The sequence below is a fragment of the Nonomuraea sp. NPDC050733 genome (assembly GCF_040654215.1).
In the GTDB taxonomy this organism is placed as follows: domain Bacteria; phylum Actinomycetota; class Actinomycetes; order Streptosporangiales; family Streptosporangiaceae; genus Nonomuraea.
The window spans coordinates 51,471-66,009 of sequence record NZ_JBFAHO010000025.1 but is presented as its reverse complement, the minus strand read 5'-3'; the positions used below and the strand labels follow the sequence as shown (position 1 = coordinate 66,009).

14 protein-coding genes are annotated in these 14,539 nt (G+C 71.4%); 8 read left to right on the top strand and 6 right to left on the bottom strand.

What is annotated here, in order from left to right:
- Positions 1 to 20: 20 nt before the first annotated feature.
- The gene (locus AB0H64_RS30665; protein ID WP_357631587.1) at positions 21 to 1,889 is read left to right on the top strand and encodes an ATP-binding protein; all 1,869 of its coding nucleotides are present in this window, start codon (positions 21 to 23) and stop codon (positions 1,887 to 1,889) included.
- A 143-nt stretch (positions 1,890 to 2,032) separates the two neighbouring features.
- Positions 2,033 to 2,476 carry an ATP-binding protein gene (locus AB0H64_RS30660; RefSeq protein ID WP_357631584.1) on the top strand — a complete coding sequence of 148 codons (444 nt, stop codon included), beginning with the start codon at positions 2,033 to 2,035 and terminating at the stop codon, positions 2,474 to 2,476.
- 42 nt (positions 2,477 to 2,518) lie between these two features.
- Here the strand turns inward: AB0H64_RS30660 and AB0H64_RS30655 are convergent, their stop codons facing one another.
- The 3 genes from AB0H64_RS30655 to AB0H64_RS30645 are packed head-to-tail and all read right to left on the bottom strand — an operon-like array spanning position 2,519 to position 3,630.
- Complete coding sequence (locus AB0H64_RS30655; RefSeq protein ID WP_357631581.1) at positions 2,519 to 3,166, bottom strand: membrane protein insertase YidC; 648 nt, start codon at positions 3,164 to 3,166, stop codon at positions 2,519 to 2,521.
- 50 nt (positions 3,167 to 3,216) lie between these two features.
- Positions 3,217 to 3,438 (bottom strand): DUF6412 domain-containing protein, encoded by a 222-nt coding sequence (locus AB0H64_RS30650; RefSeq protein ID WP_357631579.1) that lies wholly within the window; start codon positions 3,436 to 3,438, stop codon positions 3,217 to 3,219.
- Positions 3,439 to 3,459: 21 nt separating this feature from the next.
- Entirely contained in the window at positions 3,460 to 3,630 is a 171-nt protein-coding gene (locus tag AB0H64_RS30645; RefSeq protein WP_357631576.1) for a hypothetical protein, read from the bottom strand.
- A gap of 94 nt (positions 3,631 to 3,724) precedes the next feature.
- On the opposite strand from AB0H64_RS30645, the gene AB0H64_RS30640 reads away from it, so the two are divergent.
- Together AB0H64_RS30640 and AB0H64_RS30635 are read left to right on the top strand one after the other, a co-directional pair.
- A complete protein-coding gene (locus AB0H64_RS30640; protein WP_357631573.1) occupies positions 3,725 to 4,423 on the top strand; it encodes a response regulator transcription factor in 699 nt (232 codons plus the stop codon).
- Between the two features lie 113 nt (positions 4,424 to 4,536).
- Positions 4,537 to 5,649, top strand: a complete 1,113-nt coding sequence (locus tag AB0H64_RS30635; protein ID WP_357631571.1) for a HAMP domain-containing sensor histidine kinase — start codon at positions 4,537 to 4,539, stop codon at positions 5,647 to 5,649.
- Positions 5,650 to 5,711: 62 nt separating this feature from the next.
- Here the strand turns inward: AB0H64_RS30635 and AB0H64_RS30630 are convergent, their stop codons facing one another.
- Positions 5,712 to 6,227 carry a hypothetical protein gene (locus AB0H64_RS30630; RefSeq protein WP_357631568.1) on the bottom strand — a complete coding sequence of 172 codons (516 nt, stop codon included), beginning with the start codon at positions 6,225 to 6,227 and terminating at the stop codon, positions 5,712 to 5,714.
- Between the two features lie 118 nt (positions 6,228 to 6,345).
- On the opposite strand from AB0H64_RS30630, the gene AB0H64_RS30625 reads away from it, so the two are divergent.
- Together AB0H64_RS30625 and AB0H64_RS30620 are read left to right on the top strand one after the other, a co-directional pair.
- Complete coding sequence (locus AB0H64_RS30625) at positions 6,346 to 6,693, top strand: STAS domain-containing protein (RefSeq protein WP_253770003.1); 348 nt, start codon at positions 6,346 to 6,348, stop codon at positions 6,691 to 6,693.
- A gap of 499 nt (positions 6,694 to 7,192) precedes the next feature.
- The gene (locus tag AB0H64_RS30620; protein WP_357631564.1) at positions 7,193 to 7,918 is read left to right on the top strand and encodes a glycosyltransferase; all 726 of its coding nucleotides are present in this window, start codon (positions 7,193 to 7,195) and stop codon (positions 7,916 to 7,918) included.
- A gap of 296 nt (positions 7,919 to 8,214) precedes the next feature.
- On the opposite strand, the gene AB0H64_RS30615 is transcribed toward AB0H64_RS30620, so the two are convergent.
- Complete coding sequence (locus AB0H64_RS30615; RefSeq protein ID WP_357631561.1) at positions 8,215 to 8,487, bottom strand: hypothetical protein; 273 nt, start codon at positions 8,485 to 8,487, stop codon at positions 8,215 to 8,217.
- Between AB0H64_RS30615 and mptB the strand changes: the two genes are divergently transcribed.
- Positions 8,447 to 10,489: a polyprenol phosphomannose-dependent alpha 1,6 mannosyltransferase MptB gene (gene mptB / locus AB0H64_RS30610; protein WP_357631557.1), complete on the top strand. Its 2,043-nt coding sequence runs from the start codon at positions 8,447 to 8,449 to the stop codon at positions 10,487 to 10,489. The genes AB0H64_RS30615 and mptB overlap by 41 nt on opposite strands.
- On the opposite strand, the gene AB0H64_RS30605 is transcribed toward mptB, so the two are convergent.
- Complete coding sequence (locus tag AB0H64_RS30605) at positions 10,371 to 13,037, bottom strand: hypothetical protein (RefSeq protein ID WP_357631554.1); 2,667 nt, start codon at positions 13,035 to 13,037, stop codon at positions 10,371 to 10,373. The genes mptB and AB0H64_RS30605 overlap by 119 nt on opposite strands.
- 263 nt (positions 13,038 to 13,300) lie before the next feature.
- On the opposite strand from AB0H64_RS30605, the gene AB0H64_RS30600 reads away from it, so the two are divergent.
- On the top strand, positions 13,301 to 14,539 hold the full coding sequence (locus AB0H64_RS30600; protein ID WP_357631551.1) for a glycosyltransferase 87 family protein: 1,239 nt from the start codon (positions 13,301 to 13,303) through the stop codon (positions 14,537 to 14,539).

The window sequence follows — 14,539 nt, the reverse complement described above, 5'->3', positions numbered from 1 at the left end:
AGCGCGGGCACTATGGAGGTGTGGGTGACGAGTGGGCCGGCAGTGACGACGAGATCGCTCGCGCGGTGCTCGCCGGCTCGCCCAACGCGCTGATCGCGCTCGACCGGGACCAGACCGTGCTGGTGTGGACCCCGGCCGCCGAGCGGCTCTTCGGCTGGACCGCCGAGGAGATGCTGGGCCGCAGGGCGCCGATCGTGCCGGGGGAGCTGACGGCTGAGCACAACGCGGTGCTCGAACGCGCGCGTACCGGCGACCAGGTGACGCTGCGCACCAAGCGGTTACGCCGCGACGGAAGCGTGCTCGATGTGACGGTCGACATCGGGCCGATGGTGATGGGCAGTTCGGTGGTGGGATACGTGTGCGTCCACCACCGCGCGGCGGCCGAGGAGGCGGCGAGCGAGCGCATGGCGCGCCGGGTCCGGCTGGTGCGCCGGCTGACCGACGTGGTCGGCGACATCAACGCCGAGCTGGAGCTGCCCGCCGTCCTCGACCGGATCGCCGGCAGCCTGACCGAGCTGACGGGCGCCGACGCGGGCGGGTTCGTGCTCATCGAGGGCGAACGGCTGCGCGTGGTCAGCGCCCACCGGCTGCCCGAGACGCTCAAGGGCGCCACGGCCGGGCTGCGCACCAGCCTGGTGGGCAAGCTGCTGCGCACCGGCAAGACCGTCCTGCTGGAGTCCCACGGGCTCGACGAGCTGCTGTGGGCGGAGCTGACCGGCCTGCACACGATCGCGCTCGGGCTGGCCGCCGTGGGCGGGCGGCCGTACGGCGCGCTGTACGCGCTGTACGCCCAGCGCAAGCCCGGCCACCTGGAGCTGGAGCTGCTGGAGCTGCTGGCCGGGCACGCCGGCATCGCGGTGGGCAACGCCATGGCCTACCAGGAGGCGGTGCGGCAGCGGGCCCACGAGCAGGCGGTGTTCGACGCCAGCGCCGACGGCATCGCCGTGCTCGACGGGGCCGGCCGCGTCATCCGGTGGAACCCCGCGGCGGCCGAGCTCACCGGGCTGCCCGTCGACGCCGTGCGGGGCGGCCCGCCGCCGTTCCCGCTGCCCAGCCCGGGGGAGAAGCTGACGTTCCAGCTCGACACGGGCCGCTGGCTCGACGTCGTGAGCGCGCGCGTGGAGGAGACCGGCGAGATGGTGGTCGACTTCCGCGACGTGACGCGCGCCAAGGAGCTGGAGGAGGCCAAGGACCTGTTCCTGGCGACGACCAGCCACGAGCTGCGCACCCCCATCACGATCGTGCGGGGCTTCGCCAGCACCCTCGACGCCCGCTGGGACAAGCTGAGCGACCCCGAGCGCCGCTCCGCCGTCCACACGATCGCCGAACGGGCCAGGTCGCTGGGAACGCTCATGGACCACCTGCTGCTCGGCTCGCGGGCCGGCGCCGACGAGCTCAAGGTACGGGTGGAGGCATTCGACCTGGCTGAGCGGATTAATGCGGCAACGCTAGGATTGCCCGAGTTGTCCGACACGCATCGGGTCGAGGTGGAGATTCCCGGCGGCCTGCCGTGGGTGAAGGGCGACGCGCTGGCCACCGACATCGTGCTCGGCCAGTTGCTGGAGAACGCCTTCAAGTACTCACCGAAGGGCGGGTTGATCAGGGTCGAGGCATGGCCGGAGGACGACAGGGTGGTCGTGGTCGTCGACGACGAGGGCGTCGGCATCGCCGCGTCCGACCGGGAACGGATCTTCGAGAGGTTCGTCCAGGTCGACAGCGGTGACCGGCGGAGGTTCGGCGGCGTGGGGCTCGGGCTCTACATCGTGCGCAGCCTCGCGAGGGCCCAGGGCGGCGACGTGAGCGCCCATGCGCGACCGGGAGGAGGCACCCGGATGCGGATGGTGCTCAATGCGGCTTCTCCTATCCGAACCGACACACCGGTGTGGTAACGAGGTGGTCACGGTTGAGCTGACCTATCGTCCGATGTGGACAAGCTGTGATCGAGATCCGGTTTCTGGGATTGAGTAACGGGGCATTTCGGTCGTACCGGGGAGTGTTCCCGCGGGGGGCACATGAAGACGGGGAGGTGGGTGTGTCAAGCGTGGTGTTGCTGCCGTACGCGCCGTCCAGCGTCGCTGTTGCCCGCCAGCGTCTGAGCACTGACCTGCAGGATTGCGGCGTCTTCTCCGCCGCGATCGACGATGCGGTGCTCGTGGTGAGTGAGCTGCTCAGCAACGCGCTGCGGCACGCGCATCCGCTGCCGTCGGGCATGGTCAAGGTCACCTGGCTGCGCAACGACGATCACATCGAGGTCGCGGTGAGCGACGGAGGCGCGGCGACCGAGCCGCGCGCGGGCCGTCCCACGCTGTCCTCCCTCGGCGGCCGGGGGCTCGGCATCGTCGAGTACGTCGCCGAGAGCTGGGGCGTGCGCCACGACGGCGACACCACCACGGTCTGGGCCGTCCTGCCCGCCCCCAACTCCAACGGCAACGGCACCATGAAAGGCCAGGTCGCAGCCCTGCGAGAGGCCGGCTGAGCCGGCCTCTCGGTTTTTGTCCGGGCGCTCGCCCGGCCCCTGTCAGGCGCACCGGCGCGTGAGCACCGTCCGCTCACCGTACGTCCATGCGGTGGACACGAGCAGGTACAGGGCGGCGGCGAGCGGCATCACCAGCGCCGCCAGGACCGAGCCGAACGGCATCAGCGGCATGATTCTCCGCATCAGCGCCGGCTGCTCCTCGGGGAGTGTGGCCCTGATCCGGTGCGCCTGGAGCCACGCCACCAGCGTGACCAGGGCGATCACCAAGATGAAGACCGAAAAGGGCCAACTGATCAGTCCGTAATTGGTGACAATTCCGGCAACCTGCTGGCCCAGCGGAGCGCCCAGAAGGTCATGACCGGCCAAGGCGGTCGGATGCGTGGCCACCCGGTACATCAGCCACATGAACGGCAGTTGCGCCATCCCGGGCAAGATTCCGGCCAGCGGCGAGCTGCCCTCCTTCGCGTACAGCGTGGACAGCTCCTTGCTGAGCCGCTCCGGGTTGCGCTCGAACCGCTTGCGCAGGGCCCGTACCTTCGGAGCCAGACGCTCGGTGACGCGCGCCGCACGCGCCTGCCGGACGCTCAGCGGGAGCAGCAGCAGCCGTACGGCCATCGTGAACAGCACGATCGCGACGGCCGCGTGGCCTCCGGACATGCCGACGATCAGCGTGACAAGAGAATCGATCATGAGCCCTTCCTCGACGTACAGGTGACGAGGGCTCGACGAGACGAGCCCCGCTAGACGGAAGCGGGGCTGGGTGAGGGCGCTCTCGGGCGCGGCCGGCCGGCGGCGCCGGGATCACGCTGACGCTGGAACGCCGTCCGCCGGGCGTACACCAGCGGGAAGCTCGGCGCCCGGCCGCCCACGACGGGCAGCAGTCTGGCGGCCCAGCTCACCAGGAGCAGGACCGCCACCATGGTGACGCCGGCCAGCCACGGGTCCAGCAGGAACAGGGTCACGTCAGAGGTCCGGGACCGGGACTACCGCGACGACGTCTTGCCGACCAGCGTGACGGCGACGAAGACGAGCAGAGCCACCACCCCGATGATCAGCGCGACCTTCAGGAGGCCCACCACCATGGGCAGGACGAAGTTGAACAGCACGAAGAGCCCCAGCAGGGCCCCCAGCACGAGCATGACGACTCGACTCATGAGCACACCGTACGTCCTCCGACCAAGATCCGCGAAGCTTACGGACTGATGACGTGGGTGTCTCCCCAGGGGCGCGGGGTCGTACGGTGAAGACGTGAGCACGCGCATCCTGGTGGTCGACGACGACCCCACGGTGGCCGAGGTGGTGGCGCGGTACCTGGAGCGCGACGGCCACGAGGTGGAGTGTGTGGGCGACGGCGCCGAGGCGCTGCGGCGCGCCCTCGCCCGGCCGCCCGACCTGATGGTCCTGGACCTCATGCTGCCCAAGGTGGACGGCCTCCAGGTGTGCCGCAAGCTCCGCGAGCGCTGGCCGGTCCCCGTGATCATGCTGACCGCGCTGGGCGAGGAGATCGACCGGGTCGTCGGGCTGGAGACGGGCGCCGACGACTACGTCACCAAGCCGTTCAGCCCGCGCGAGCTGGCGCTGCGGGTCCAGTCGGTGCTGCGGCGGGCTCGCGGCGCTTCCGTGCCGGGCGGCACGGGGGTCCTGCGCGACGCCGACCTGGTGGTGGACGTGGGGGCGCACGAGGTACGGCTGGGCGGGGCCGAGGTGATGCTGACGGCGCGGGAGTTCGACCTGCTGGCGTACCTCATGCGCAACCCCCGTCAGGCGTTCAGCCGGTCGGCGCTGCTGGACCAGGTGTGGGGGTGGTCGTTCGGCGACTCGTCCACCGTGACGGTGCATGTGCGGCGGCTGCGGGAGAAGATCGAGCCAGATCCGACGGATCCGCGAAGGATCGTGACGGTGTGGGGGGTCGGGTACCGGTTCGAGCCTCTGGAGACCACGGGATGAGCCCGGCGCCTCCGCTCTTGACCGGCCTCCCGACGGCTCCTGTGGCCTGCCTCCCGGGCGGTCCTGAGGCTCGGCTTCTCGGCGATCCTGCGGCTCGGCTTCTCGGCGGTCCTGTGGCCGCCGGGGCCGCGGCGATGGGCGAGCTGGGGATGATCGTCGCGGTCACGGCCGGGCTGGGGCTGCTGGTGGCGCTCGTCGGGGTGTGGGCCATGTGGGCGCTGCGCCGCCGCTCCATCGGCGTGATGCTGGCCGTGGTCATGGTCGTCTCCATCGCGGCCACCCTGGCCGGCGTCGTGGCGATCACCCTGAAGATGATCATCGAGGGCCAGGTCAAGGACATCGTGCTCAGCGTCGTCGCGGTGGGCGGCCTCGTGGGGCTCGGGGTGGCGTACGTGCTGGCCAGGCGGGTCGTGGGCGAGAGCCGGCGGCTGGTCGCCGCCGTGCGCGAGCCGCCGTTCACCGCCCCGGCCGGCCTGCCCGCCGAGCTCCAGACGATCGCCAACACGCTGGAGGAGGCGTACGCCCGCGAGCGCGCCCTCGAAGGCGCCCGGCGCGAGCTCGTGGCCTGGGTCAGCCACGACCTGCGCACACCGCTCGCCGGCATGCGTGCCATGGCCGAGGCGCTGGAGGACGGCGTGGTGACCGACAAGGCGACGGTCGAGCGCTACCACCGGCAGATCAAGCTGGAGGTGGAGCGCCTGTCGGCGATGGTGGACGACCTGTTCGAGCTGTCACGCATCCACTCGGGGGCGCTGCGGCTGTCCCGGGCCCGGATCGGTCTGGCCGATCTGGTGGCCGACACGCTCGCCGGGGCGGAGCCGCTGGCCAGAGCGAAGGGCGTGAGGCTGAGCGCCGAGGCCGCCGAGGCGGTGCCCGTGGAGGCCGACGCGGGAGCGCTGGGGCGGGCGCTCGGCAACCTCGTCGTGAACGCCATCCGGCACACCCCCTCGGACCGCTCCGTGGTGCTGCGGGCCGAGGTGGACTCGGGCATGGCGTGCCTGTCGGTGCGGGACTGCTGTGGGGGCATACCGGACGCGGACCTGCCAAGGGTGTTCGACGTCGCCTTCCGCGGCGAGACCGCCCGTACCCCCACCCGGGAGGGGGGTGGGGCCGGGCTCGGACTGGCCATCGCCCAGGGGATCGTCGAGGCGCACGACGGGATGATCGGCGTGGTCAACGACGGCCCGGGCTGCCGCTTCGAGATCCGCCTCCCGCTGGTGCGCTGAGGCGCGCGTCAGCCCGCCGCGCCTCATCACGCCGCGCCGTGCACTCACTGTCCGTCGTCGCCTTATGCGCGCTCGGGAAGGGTGTCGCCGTCGAGAGCCCCGCCGAACGTTTCCGACATCGCGCGAAATGTCGGGCACGGCCAGCGCCACATGCAGCTCCGGCAGCGCAGGATCGGATTGGCCGAGTCGCTGGTGATGCCGCCGGCGTCCCTGGGCTGATGCAGGTCGAGCAGCCGCAGCGTCAACTCGGTGAAGGCCAGCACATCCCGGCGGGCGCCCGCAAGGAACTCCAGGTCCTCGATCGCCAGCCGGGTACGTACAGGGACGAATCCCTCGTGGTTGACCAGACCACGCAGACGCCCGACTTCGTCGTTCCAGGGGGCGGCCTTCTCGGTGCGGATGAGGATGGTCTCCAGGTGCTCGCGGAGCCGTTGACGCTGAGGATCTTCGGGTTCTTCGCTGTTCATCAGATAGTCGGGCCCGTGGGTCGCGCCCAGCCCCTCCTTCTCGATGCGGCGATCAGAGTGGTTACCGGATGCGGGTGCCGGGCCGCCCCCTTCCGGCCGTGCCGGTGTCACACCGTCAAGCTTCGCGTACTCTGCGTTCCTGTGAAGCCCAAACGGAGGACAAAAACCTGCGGTTCGCCTCTCGGCGTGACAACGTGACCGGAAGGCTTCGCGCCGCTAGCCTGCCCCTGTGGAGCTCAAGGTCTCGACTCGATCACATGCCGGCCAGGCGCTCGTCGCCATCACCGGCGAAATCGACCTCTATACGGCACCCCACCTGCAGTCGGAGTTCACCCGCCTGCTGCAGGACGGGCCCAGCCGCGTGGTCATCGACATGTCCGGCGTGGATTTCTGCGACTCCACGGGGATGAACGTCCTGCTCTCGGCGCTCAAACGCATGAAGGAGCGGGGCGGCGCCCTCGACGTGGCCGCGCCTCGTCCCGCCGTACGGAAGATCCTGCAGGTCACGGGGCTCGACTCGGTCTTCACCGTGTACGACGCGGTGCCGCAGGAATTCCTGATCACCGAGGGGTCGTGAGATCGCCCTTGACCCGCCCGTACCCGATCCCCTCGCCCACCACGGATCTCGCACCGGCCGCGGACCCCGCGCCGGCCGCGGACCCTTCGTCCGCCAGGGATCTCACAGTCACCGGGGATCCAGCGATCATGCCGTACGCGACACGGACCCCGGCGATCGCCGCGGGCCAAACCCGCACGCCCGGCCCGCGCCGGACGGCTGTGGCGGGGACTTTCATGCCGGGCCCGCGCCGGACGGCTGCGGCAGGGACTCACGTGCCGGGCCCGCCCCGGATGGCTGTGGCGTGCGTGGCAGGGACTCACGTGCCGGGCTCGCGCCGGATGGCTGTGGCGGGCGTGGCAGGGACCCTCGCGTCTGGTGCGGCCCGGCCTTTCGCGTTCGCGTCCGGAGCAGGTGCGATGTCCCCTGCCCACGCACGCCCGCTCTCCGCACCCGGAGCGGATCCACACCGCGGACGGCCGACGACCGGCCCCGCCCCCACCTCTGTGGGTGAGGCGAAGTGAGCGGCGACACGGCGGTCATCATCCCCGCCAAGGACGAAGCGAGACGCATAGGCGCCACCGTCACCGCCTCCCTGGCCCTGCCGGGGGTGGACCTGGTCGTGGTCGTCGACGACGGGTCGTCCGACCAGACCGGCAAGGCGGCGCGTGCGGCGGGGGCCCGAGTCGTACGCCACAGCCGCAACCGCGGCAAGGCCGCCGCCATGGAGACAGGCGCGGAAGCCGTACGCCTGCTCGACGGCGACACCCCGCGCCACTTACTGTTCCTGGACGCCGACCTCGGCGAGACCGCCCGCGCGGCGGCCGCCCTGATCACCCCGATCCGCGAGGGCACGGCCGGCATGTCCATCGCGGTCTTCGCCACGCGCGTCAAGCTCGGCGGCCACGGCATGGTCGTCCGGCTGTCGCGTGACGGCATCCGCCGCGCCACCGGGTTCACGGCCGCCCAGCCCCTCAATGGCCAGCGCTGCCTCACCCGCGACGCCTTCGAGGCGGCCAGGCCACTGGCCCACGGGTTCGGGGTGGAGACGGGGCTCACCATCGACCTGCTGCGCAAGGGGTTCCGCGTGGCGGAGGTCGAGGTGGAGATGAGCCACCGCGCGACGGGCACGGACTGGCGCGCCCAGCTTCACCGCGCCCGTCAACTCCGCGACGTGGCACTCGCCCTGGCGACTCGCGAGCCCCTAATCGCCCAAAACCTCAACAAACTCCGCCCCAACCGCTGACCGGCTCCACGCAAACCCGGTCGATCCCTCTCACCACCCTCCACACCGCGCAGATTCCCCCACAAATCACCTTTCGGCCGCCCCGTGTACCGTCGCCTCCTCCCGAACACTCAGACGGCCCGGAGCCGGCCCGGCAACCCATCCGACACCCACCCGTTATGGGCAGAACGTCCAGGCTCCCGCGCGGTCCTCCGATCGCCTGTCTGCGCGGACCCACCGCGAATGGTGCGGCCCATCGCGAACGGGCCGGCGCTGCCCGAAGACCGGAACCGACCTTCCCGAACAGGCGATGGCGCTCAGGCTGAGTCCGGGCCCGACCGAAACTCAACCTGCCATCCGTCCGAAACCAGATCCGGGCCTTTCCTGCCACTCCTCCGGCACAATCCCACCCCTTCATCCACCAGAAACGCGAAGTTATCCACAGCCTGGGGATAGACGACCTGGGTGCTCGGCCCGGTGTGCTGGAATTTGCGGGTGACTTCGGAGAACGAGAGCGGAAAGCCGAGCCACCGGCTTCCGAGGGCTGCCATGATCGCGATCGTCGCGTCGATCCTGCTGACGATCGCCATCGGCGTCCTCGGCCCGTCCGCCATGGTGCCGGTCCTCGGCGGCCCGGCCTGGCTACCGCCGTTCTCCCTGGACGCCCGGCCCGATCCCCATCTCGTGATCGCCATGGCCGTGGCCGCCGTCCTCCTCGGCGGCCTGGGCCTCCTCGCGGGCCTGACCGCCGCCCGCCGAGTCGCCTCCCGCCCGAAGGACCACCCAACCCGGCCGCCCTCCACCCCCCGAAACGCCGCAGATCACCCAAGGCCCCACCGCAGCACCGTGAGCCACCTCGCCTCAGACCACAGCACGGTGGGACGCATCACCTCAGACCACGGCACGCTCGACCACAATCCGCCCGCTGACCACACCTCACCGCTCCACCAGCCACCCAAGAGCACCACCCCGGAGCCTTCCGGCCCACCACGAACCACCACACCCCGCACCGGCCCACAACCAGCAACACCGCGCCAACCGCCCGAACACCCGCAGAAGCGCCCCCTCCGGCGAGACGATCACGGCCTGCCGACCGCCCGGCTTCTCGTCCTCATCGGTTGCGTCGCCGCCGGTTTGCTCGCCTTCCTGCCACCCTCCGGCTCCGGCGATCATCTCAACTACGCCGCGTACGGCCGCATGGTGGTTCTCGGCGTCGACCCGTACACCCATGGCGCGGTCGATCTCCCCGCCGACCCCATCGCCAAGGCGGTGGAGGAGCCGTGGCGTGAGGAGCCCAGCGTCTACGGTCCGGTCGCGACGGGCGCGCAGGCGTTGGCGAGCTGGGTCGGTGGAGACTCGCTCAAGCTGACGATGTTCGTCCTGGCCCTGCTCAATTCCGCCGCGTTCATCGTGACAGGGCTCCTGATCGACCGTTTCACCCGGCACGACCCCGCCAGACGGCTACGGGCAGCCCTCCTGTGGACGGCCAACCCGCTCCTGCTGTACCAGCTCGTCGCCGGCATGCATCTGGACACGCTGGCCATCGCCTGCATGATGGCGGCCCTCCTGGCGCGCGGTCGTCCGCTCGGATCAGGGCTGCTGCTCGGCCTCGGGGTGGCGATCAAGGTCAACGCGGGGCTGGTCGCCCTGGGCCCCGCGTGGGAGCTGCGGCGCCGCCCGGGACGACTGGCGCTGATGGCCGGGGCGGCACTGGCCGTGGTGGTCGCCGGGTACGCCATCGTGGGCACGGACGCCATCAGCCCCGTGACCCGCACCAGCAAGGCGATCTCACACGCCTCGTACTGGAAGCTCGTCCAGGGCTGGCTGCAGACGCTGGTGGGCGAGGGGAGCGCCTACCGAGGCGAGATCCAGATCGGCTCCCTCCTCGTTCTGACCCTCATCGCCTGGTCCCTTTTCCGCCTGTCTCCCCACCTGACCCCGCCCGGAACGCCGACCGCCGGGACGCCGAGTTCCGGGGCAGCGACCGCCGGGACACCGAGCGCCGGGGCAGCGACCGCCGGAACGCCGAGCGCCGGAACGCCGAGCGCCGGAACGCCGAGCGCCGGAACGCCGAGCGCCGGAACGCCGAGCGCCGGAACGCCGAGCTCCGGGACACCGAGCGCCGGAACGCCGAGCTCCGGGACACCGAGTTCCGGGGGATCAAGTAATGGAGCTCCAGGCGCTGGAGCTTCAAGCGCCGGGGCGCCGCCCACGGGAGTGCTGAGCAACGGAATACCCAACACCACCGGGCTGCCGGCCGAGGTGGTGGCCGCCGTGCTGGTCGCTGCGTACGTGTTCGCGACGCCGTACATCCTGCCCTGGTACGACGGGATGGCGTTCGCCCTGGTCGCGCTGGTGGCGGCCACGGCCGTCGACGGTTTCCTCGTCGTGCATCTGCTGGTGCTGTCCCTGGCCTACCTGCCGGCGCGGGTGATCAGCCTGCCGGCCGACCTCGACTGGCTCAGGGCCGTGGTCAGGCCCCAGGTGGTTCCGTGGATGCTGCTGGCCCTGACGGCGGCGCTGGTGTGGTGGGCCTGGAGATCCGCAGGGCCCGTACGGAAGCCGCGAGCGACAGCGGCACCGCCATCGTGAGCGCCATGGCAGGGATGGCGATCCCCGAGTCGTTGATGAGAAACCCGATGAACGCGCACGTCAACGCCCCGAACAGACCGGCGCGGAGGGTCGGCGCGAGTGCGTACGCCTGGCCGAGCGCCGACGCGCCCCAGCGCGACGGGCGGTCCAGCACCAGGAACAGGAAGGCGAGCGCCACCACGGAGAGCAGCGTCAGTGACCAGTTCCCGACGGTGACGCCGATCATGGCGCCGAACTTCCTGCCGACCACGGTCCATGCCTGGCCATCGATGATCTGCTGGACGAAGTTGCCCAGATGGGTTCGCTGCGTCGCAGGCCGTAGCCAGTCGAAGACCGCGATGGCTCCGATCAGCGCGGCGCCCCCGAGCGCCACCAGCAGCAGCTTGACGATGGAGACCCGGCGGCCGGAGAGCATGATGAGGAAGACCGCCAGCCCGATCACGAAGGCAGGCACGCCTCCGAAGTCGGCGCCCCATGCGGGCCAGCCGTCCGCGAAGACCGCCAGGCCGCCGTACGCGGCGCAGACCAGCAGCGTCACGATTCGCGGCGCGCCCCTGCCCAGCAGCCACTGTGCGACCCCGGCGAGCCCGAGGATGGTCCCGGTCGCGTAGACGGCGAAGGCGATGTTGCTGAACCCGTAGAACCGGCCGCCGGTGACGGGCTCGTAGCCGGTGACGGCGTTCACCTGCAGCGTGGAGCCGGTCATCACGTCCGCGAGCAGCGCCACCGACGTGACGGCTGCGACGACGGTGAGCGGCCTGAGCACGTGCCCCCGCCACGGCCCGGCGAACGCCATCCCGCTGATCAACAGGGCGATGCCGAGGATGGTCACGATCAGGGCCGCCATCGGCGTGGGCAGGCTCCACCAGGGCACAAGCTGCGCCAGGAACGTGGAGACGGCGATGGCCCCACTGAGCACCGCCACAACCTGCACGGTGGTCAACAGCCGCGACTCCTCTGCGATGTCCATCCTGGAGGCCCCACCAGGATCCCCACCGGTCGTCGCAGCTTCCGAAGGTACGTCGGCCGCTGCCGCCCCCGCCGGGACCTCCGCCGCTGGTGTGGTCTCCGTGTGCAGCTCGGCCTTCTGCGCAGTACCGGCGGCCTCATGCGACACCGCTGGGATGGCCTGGAGGGGTGTGGGGAGGCTCGGTGAGGAATCCGTTCCGTTGGGGTGCTGGGTGGTGTCGGTGGTGCTGGCCTGGCCTCGGGTGCCGGGGGACTTGCGGCGACGGCGGAGGGCGAGGGCGGCGAAGGCGTAGAAGGCCAGTTGCACGGAGACGAACACCGCGAAGAACGGGCCGCGCACCTCGCGGAGTACCTGGCTGGCCAGGTCGGCGTCCGCCAGCTCCGCGACCGTCTCGGCCGGTGTGGCCGGGGCGGGGCCGTCGTTCTGCCAGGCGCGGCCGACGGCCTGACGCGGAGGTTCGAGCCCGAGTGTCGCGATCGCCGTGGCCGTCAGGTCGGTGATCGTGACCAGGGCGTCCTGACGTGTGGAGGTGGCGGTGAGGTGACCATGACGGTACTGCTCCCCGCCGGAAGGCTGGTCCCCGCCGGAAGGCTGGTCCCCGCCGGAAGGCTGGTCCCCGCCGGGAGGCTGATCCCCGCGGGAAGGCTCCTTCCTGCCGGGAGGCTGGTTCGTGGAGGGTGGGGTTGCGGTTGGCTGGTTGGTGGGGGCTGGTTGGTCGGTCGGGGCCGGGCCGGTGGCGAGGGCGACGTGGAGGTGGGCGTTCGGGGTGACGTCGGAGATGCCCGCCACCAGGATCGTCGTGTCGGACGGCAGTCGGGCCAGGAGGGCGCCGATGCGCCGGTCGGCGTCCGCGACGGCTGCCCGCCTCGTGGCTGTCGGCATGGGCGACGGCACGCCGTACTCGTCGAGGGGCTGGCGGGACCACGCTTCCGCCAGGGTGGAGACGTCCTGGACGATCAGGTGGTAGGAGGAGAGGCCCGGCAGGGCTTCCGGGGTGTCGGCGTATGTGGGGATATTTCCGGCCTTGTTGGCGGCGGCGAGGGCCGCTCCCGGACCGATGGCCGCGACCCGGCCACCTCCGTCGGTCACCAGCTGGCCGAGCGTGCCGAGCTGCGCGTCGTAGCCCGTCTCCGCCTGGCGAGCGACCAGCGCCGCCCAGCCGGGGACGGTGGCGCCGTCGCCGTTCCGCTGCGGCGTGGGCAGGGCGGGACAGCCGCGGTCGGCCGTTCCGGCTCGCTGGCCCGCCGAGACGGTCAGCCACCCTGCGAGGGGACACGTGACGCCACGGTCCGGGGGCGGGACGGCGCGCGTGGACATGGACGCCGAGCCTGCTCGTCCGACGAGTTTCCACAGGTTGGGGGTTCGGGAAGCGTCGAGGTCGCTCCACTCCAGACCGGGGACGCCGATGAGGGCCACCCTGCCGGTCAGTCGGTCGGCCCGGCCGGTCCGGGTGTAGCCGGTGGGGGTGTGGGCGATGGGCTGGAGGGCGCCGTCCTGCGTGCCGAGGGCGGAGTGGAGAGGCGCGGCCGTGGCCGGTGAGGGTGCGCTGCTGGTCGCGGAGGCAGCGATGGTGTTCACGGAGGCATCGCTGGTGCTTGCGGCTGCGGGGGCGGTCGTGGCCAGAGCGGTCAGGACGGCGCTCGCGACCAGAGCGAGTACCCGGTTCAACGGCCGACGAGCGAGCCGCCGCCGGCGGTCAGGCACGGAGGGCGACTGGTGGGGCGGGGGAGGGCTGAGGGGCCCGCGGGGGGGTGAGGGCGCGCTGAAGGTGGCGTGCGGCATGTACGGGACCCCCGGTGTCTGACCCTCGATCGGCAACAGCCACGGTAACGTGCCACACCGTGACAGGTGGCGAGACGCCGGTGCTCCGGCGGCGGTGGTGGGCGTGGGCCCTGGCGGCGGTCGTCGTGGTGTGGGCCGTGGCTCCCCTGGTGCTGCACTGGCTGACGAACCCCGACGACCAGCGCCTCGTCGACCTCGATGTTTACCGTACCGGCGGACAGATGCTCCTGGACGGCCGCGCCGTGTACGACTTCTCCACCCCCGCCCCCCAGTTGCTCCCGTTCACCTATCCGCCCGTCGCGGCGATGCTGGCCGTGGCGCTGGCCGAGATGTCGTGGGGGACGGCCCAGTGGGTGTGGACGGCCGGGATCTTCGCAGCGCTGGCCGTGACCGTGGCGTACTCCTTCCGCAAGGTGCTTCTCGGGCGGCTCGGGAAGTACGGCCCGTGGGTGTTCGCGTTCCTGATGGTGGCGTGCACGTATGTGATGCCGATCCGCGACCAGGTCCGGTTCGGGCAGGTGGACATCATGCTGGTGGCGCTGTGCCTGGCCGACTGCGTGGCGCGGCGGCCGTGGTGGCCGCGGGGGTTCCTGATCGGGGTGGCGACCGCGGTCAAGCTCACCCCCGGCGTCTTCCTGGTGTACCTGCTGGTCACGCGGCAGTGGCGGACGCTGTTCATGGCGTCGTTCGTGACGGGGCTCCTCACGTTGCTGCCGTTCGCGGTGATCCCCCGGGACGCGGCCGGCTTCTGGTTCTCGGCGCTGCTCGACCCCGAACGTCTCGGCTCGAACGCCGGCACCACCAACCAGTCCGTCCGCGGCATGCTGATCCGCCTGTATCTGAACGACACGCTGACGTGGGTCCTGTGGGTGGCGGTCGTGGCCGTGGTCGCCTGGTACGGGTTCCGCGCCGCCCGTGACGCGTATCGGGCGGACGACCACGTCACCGCAGTCGCGCTGGTGGGGCTGATGGCGGTGCTGCTGTCGCCCGTCGCGTGGATCCACCACCTGGCCTGGGTGGTCGTGGTGCTGGGCGCGCTCGTGGGCGACGGCCGCGATCCGGTACGGCTGCGCGTGGCGGCCGGGGTGTGGCTGTACTACGTGCTGCCGATCCCCTGGTGGGGCGTGTCGCTGAAGGCGGCCGAGATCCCGGTGCTGAGCCCCGTACTGGGGAAGATCGTACAGAACGGGTACGGGCTGGGCGCGCTGGCCCTGGTCTGGCTGCTGGCGGCCTGGCTGCCGAAGCGGAGGGCGGCCGAGCCCTCGCCAGGCGCCTTGGCCGCCCATTACCCTCGGTAG